6 protein-coding genes are annotated in these 4,595 nt (G+C 66.2%); 3 read left to right on the top strand and 3 right to left on the bottom strand.

The window, feature by feature from the left end:
• Together AB0H75_RS50070 and AB0H75_RS50065 are read left to right on the top strand one after the other, a co-directional pair.
• On the top strand, nt 1-667 hold a 667-nt coding region (locus AB0H75_RS50070; RefSeq protein ID WP_367809158.1), incomplete at its 5' end, for an MFS transporter.
• 310 nt (nt 668-977) lie between these two features.
• Nucleotides 978-1,580 carry a methyltransferase domain-containing protein gene (locus AB0H75_RS50065; protein WP_367809156.1) on the top strand — a complete coding sequence of 201 codons (603 nt, stop codon included), beginning with the start codon at nt 978-980 and terminating at the stop codon, nt 1,578-1,580.
• Between the two features lie 37 nt (nt 1,581-1,617).
• Here the strand turns inward: AB0H75_RS50065 and AB0H75_RS50060 are convergent, their stop codons facing one another.
• Complete coding sequence (locus AB0H75_RS50060) at nt 1,618-2,010, bottom strand: transposase (protein ID WP_367809154.1); 393 nt, start codon at nt 2,008-2,010, stop codon at nt 1,618-1,620.
• A gap of 288 nt (nt 2,011-2,298) precedes the next feature.
• On the opposite strand from AB0H75_RS50060, the gene AB0H75_RS50055 reads away from it, so the two are divergent.
• Nucleotides 2,299-2,697: a Tn3 family transposase gene (locus AB0H75_RS50055; protein ID WP_367809160.1), complete on the top strand. Its 399-nt coding sequence runs from the start codon at nt 2,299-2,301 to the stop codon at nt 2,695-2,697.
• A gap of 150 nt (nt 2,698-2,847) precedes the next feature.
• On the opposite strand, the gene AB0H75_RS50050 is transcribed toward AB0H75_RS50055, so the two are convergent.
• Both AB0H75_RS50050 and AB0H75_RS50045 read right to left on the bottom strand, forming a co-directional pair.
• Complete coding sequence (locus tag AB0H75_RS50050; protein WP_367809152.1) at nt 2,848-3,711, bottom strand: hypothetical protein; 864 nt, start codon at nt 3,709-3,711, stop codon at nt 2,848-2,850.
• The gene (locus tag AB0H75_RS50045) at nt 3,708-4,259 is read right to left on the bottom strand and encodes an RNA polymerase sigma factor (RefSeq protein WP_367809150.1); all 552 of its coding nucleotides are present in this window, start codon (nt 4,257-4,259) and stop codon (nt 3,708-3,710) included. Before AB0H75_RS50045 ends, AB0H75_RS50050 begins: the two co-directional genes overlap by 4 nt.
• Nucleotides 4,260-4,595: the final 336 nt, after the last annotated feature.

Raw genomic sequence — 4,595 nt, 5'->3', positions numbered from 1 at the left:
TTCAGGCGCGCGCTTCGCTGATCGCTCGGCAGGGCCCAGCCTGGCCCACCTGCGGCGGCTGCTGCACGACCGGCTCGCCTGGCAGGTCACCGGGCCGTTCGGACTCCAGTCGCTCAGCTATCAGACGATCTTGGCCTGGCTGCCGTCCATCTTCATCGACGCGGGGATCGACCAGGGCACCGCCGGGTTCCTGCTGTCCGTCACCGGTTTCGTGGCCATCCCCGTCTCCCTGGTCCTGTCCACTCTGGCGGCCAGAGACCCGAGCCAACGCCCCTGGATCGTCCTCCTGACCGCCCTCACCGCCACCGGTCTTCTGGGGCTGCTCATCGCCCCCACCGCGGCTCCCTACCTGTGGGCGACCCTGATGGGGCTCGGCCAGGGTCGCATCTTCCCGCTGCCCCTTACCCTCATCGTCCTGCGCTCCCGGACCATCGAGGACACCGCTGCCCTGTCCACGATGGCGCAGTCCATCGGCTTCGTCATCGCGGCCGCGGGCCCCCTCACATTCGGCCTGCTCCAAGCCGTAACCGGCACATGGACGGCCGGCCTCGCCCTACTCCTGGCCCTACTCGTGCCACAACTGTGCACCGGGCTGGCGGCGGCCCGCGATCGCCACATCGGTGGTGATCCGCGATGTCGAGGCGTGGCAGGGGTGACGGGCCGATGACCTGCGCGCCATCACCGTGCTGCCGGGACGACGCACACCCGTGTGATGGACCGCGCCGAGCTCGTCCTGCCCATCGCCGAGGCGTTCTTCTCCTGCAACTGGAGTCAGGGGCGGTGTGGATCCCAACGTGCGTGAACCATGCCCAGCAGGTGAAGGCCCATCACGCGGAGTTCGCCGGGGCCGGGTCTCACCCATCGGCATGCGCCTGGCTACCTGAGGGTGTTTTCATTCTCGTCGTGATCTTGCTGTGGAGGGGCACAGATGCACGTCCGTGCCTGTGGGCACGTAGCATGTCCGACAGAATGATCACATGACAGTGAAGAACGGCAGGCGGTGGAATCACAACATCCACTACCACCCCCGCATTCTGGGCGCGGTTCCCGATGGCGCCAAGTACGCCCTCGATGTCGGCTGCGGCGAGGGCATGCTCGCCCGCGAGCTCCGGCAGGCCGTGCCGCACGTCACCGGCATCGACCTCCACGCACCCAGCATCGAGCAAGCCCGCGAGTACCCGGACGACGTCGACTACATCGTCGGCGATTTCCTCACTCATCCCTTCGAACCCGCCTCATTCGACCTCATCGCATCCGTGGCCACTTTGCACCACATGGACGCTGCGACCGGGTTGGCCCGCATGCGGGATCTACTGCGCCCCGGCGGCGTCCTGGCCATCGTCGGACTCGCACGTAGCACCATGCCCAACGATCTGCCACGCGACCTTGCCGGCGTCGTCGTCGGTTCCGTCCACCGCGCCGTGAGGGGCAACTGGAAGCATTCATCCCCCACGGTGTGGCCGCCGCCGGTGACGTACGCGCAGATGCGCGCGTTGGCCGCCGAGATCCTGCCCGGCTCCCAGTACCGCCGCCACCTTCTGTTGCGCTACAGCATCATCTGGCGCAAGCCGCAGGATTGAACCAGGAGAAATCTCCCGGTTTGTCGAGTCATGCGGCTTATGGCGATACCTCGCGGGCTTGATCCCACAACGCCGTGTTCGTCCTTGTCAAACACTTGGTCATAAGCGTGATCGCGGCCCAGGTCAGGTGGGCTTCGCTGTGCTGCGGCAACCGCTCGTAGTCGATCACATTGCGCCGGGCGTTCATCGGCCACCCGATGGATCTTTCGACGATCCACCGCCGCGCCAGTACCTTGAATCCGGTCTGGCCCGGCAGCTTCGTCACGATTTTGAGGGTGAGGCGCAGGAAGCGCCGGGCCCATTCCACCAGGGTCCCGGCGTAAGCGCTGTCGCCCCAGATGAGGGTGAGCTGCGGATGCTGCATCCGCAGCCGGGCGAGCAGTTCGCGGACGGCGTCGCGGTCGGGCTGTCCGGCCGGGGTGACCATCACCGAGGTCGGGGAACGCAGGGACAGCCATTGGCGGTGAGATGGATCATGGTGCGCATGGCCGCCGCGACCTGCGGGAACACTGAAGATCGTGTTGTCGCGCCGGACTATCCCGCCATGTTCGGGCCGAAGAGCTCACTCGACACGGTCGGTCGTGCACCGCCCTGATCTGCTTGAACAGCCCGTACCGCTAATGACTGTCCCGTTGTTCCTCGCCCCCGAGGCTCTCGCCTTTGTTCAGCTGGCGGGCGATCCTGCGGCGGTAGGCCGGGTCCGACAGATAATAAATACCTGTCGGACCCGGCCTTCAGGAGGAAGATCTCGCGGCAGTTGAACAAGGGGGAAAGCCTGCACGCGCTGCGCCGCGACTTGCACTACGCCCAGCAGGGCACGATCACCCGCCCGCACCTGGAGCAGCAGACCGAGCAGGCGTGGTGCTTGACCGTTTTGACCAACTCGGTGGCCGCCTGGACGACAGAATATTATTCCAGGGCGGTGCTGGAGCTGCGTTCGCAGGGCCGGGATGTGTCCGATGAGATCTTGTCGCACATCTCGCCCGGGCACAGCGACAACATCAACTTCTTCGGCGTCATCAACGTGGATGTGGAAGCGGAACTGGCCAAACTCGACGCCACTGGATGGCGGCCCTCGAGGGCCGCACAGCTCCGTGAACTGGGACTGGCGCCCTGAGCGAAAGGGTAATGGCACGCAGAGTGGCCGCGCCATCAGCGTGCAGAGGTGGGTAGTCGTTCGCGCGAACGACTACCCACCTGCTCTGGCTCAGCCTCCACTCCAGGAGGACGTCATGTCCGCGCGTTCGTATCGATCACACCGGGTTGGTCAGAATCCGGGCGGCGGGGTCGCGTCCGGGCCTGGCACGACGTGCAGGACGATCACACCGTCGTTGTAGGTCTCCGCCGTCGCCACCGACCAGCCGGGATCGATACGGGAAGCGGGGACGTCCTGCTCAAAGCGAACGCCCTTGTCGCCGTTCCGCAGCGGCCAGTCGAGTTCGTAAGCCACCTTCAGGTCGTGCTTGCGCACGACTTGTACCGCCTCGGCCACCGAACGTCCCGAAAGCTTCACTCCGGCCAGCGCCTCACCTGGCCAACTCGCGTCGGCAGGATAGGCGTACTTCTCGCCGGGCTTGGCCGGGCGGCCCAGACTGAACTGCGCAGGCCCCTTCATGTCAGCGGTAACGCTAAAGGCCGTAAGGCACCCTTCGACACGCTTGCCGCAATCCGACCATGTGGCCGACATGCGTGCGTCGGAATCAGTCTTGTCGAACCCGACGACGGACTCGCGCTGCTGGGGCGAGACGGGGATCAGCTTGACCGTGATGTCGTCCAGTCCGACCTTCCTGAATGCCTTCTCCAACTCGCCGGGATCGGGATCGCCGTCAGTGATGTAGAAGACATACTCGTCGCCGTCGCGGTCAATTGTCACCGCCTGGCTGGCGTACACCTGCTCGGAGGCCCCGAAGAGGGATGGCCCGACGACAATGGCTCCCGCGAGGGCGGCGGCAACAGCCACGCCGAGCAGGGCGCGGCGAGGAGTGGGCATGAGGCGCCGCCGTCGGGCCGGAACACGCTCCAGCACGACGATCTCCGCCAGCAGCGCGTCCGCCCCCGCGGTGGACGCCCGGCCGGCCAGGTCCTCATCCAGCACTCTCGCCCGGTCCTTGAAGATCTGGTCGTTGTTCACCTTGACTCCTTCTCGATGAGCGGCCGTGCTGCGAAACCTGCGGCCGATGGGCGGGTCTTCTCCAGGGCCTTGGCTAAGCGCTTGCGGGCCCGGTGCAGGCGGATACGGGCGGCGTTGCGGGAGCAGTCCAGCACTATGGCGATCTCGCCGGGGTCGAGTCCCTCCCAGAGAGCCAGGGCCAGCAGTTCACGATCGCTGTCGGCGAGCATGTCCATGGCCTCGTCCACGCCGTACTGCCCACTGTGGTGGGAGGGGGCGGTGTAGAGATGTTCGATCTCGTCGGTGAGTTCGGTGTGCCGGGTGAGCCTGCGCTGCTCGCTACGGCGGTGGTTGGCCAGGACCCGGCGGGCCACGCCGTACAGCCAGAGCTTGCCGGCCTCGCCGTCGGGGAGCGCGGCTATTCGCTGCCAGGCGATCACATACGTCTCGGCCACAACGTCGGCGGCGTCCTCGGGCGAGGAACACCGCCGTACGGCGTAGCCGAGGATCTGCTCGTAGGTTCGCCGGTACACCGCCTCGAACCGGGACCGGTCGTTTTGTTCACTCACGCGTCATCCTCGTCAGACCTTCCGAACGCTGCGGGCTTTCACTTCCTACGTGTCCGCGGCCGACGGCAGAATTTCAGGCCAGGCAGGAACGACTAAACCGATCGGAGCGAGCTGTGGCCTGACATGCGGAAAGCCGGAGCGCGTCGCCAGGAACACGCCCTCCGCGTGAGGGCGTGCAGCGCCGGGAACTGGGCGTACGGGAACGGGGCTGGACCTACATTCACGCCAATTGCGCGCCCGCCTAGGACTGTCCTGAAGATCTCGGTGGTCTGGTCAGGGAGAGTTTCGGGATTCAGACTCGGGTCATGATGGGCCGTCGGAGGGTTCCGGCCGGGC

Origin of the sequence: Nonomuraea sp. NPDC050783 (assembly GCF_040802095.1) — a bacterium.
In the GTDB taxonomy this organism is placed as follows: domain Bacteria; phylum Actinomycetota; class Actinomycetes; order Streptosporangiales; family Streptosporangiaceae; genus Nonomuraea.
This window is presented reverse-complemented; position numbering and strand designations above follow the sequence as displayed.

Excerpts from the sequence above, each read along its gene's own strand:
- AB0H75_RS50065 (WP_367809156.1), top strand. The coding sequence starts at position 978 with ATGACAGTGAAGAACGGCAGGCGGTGGAATCACAACATCCACTACCAC.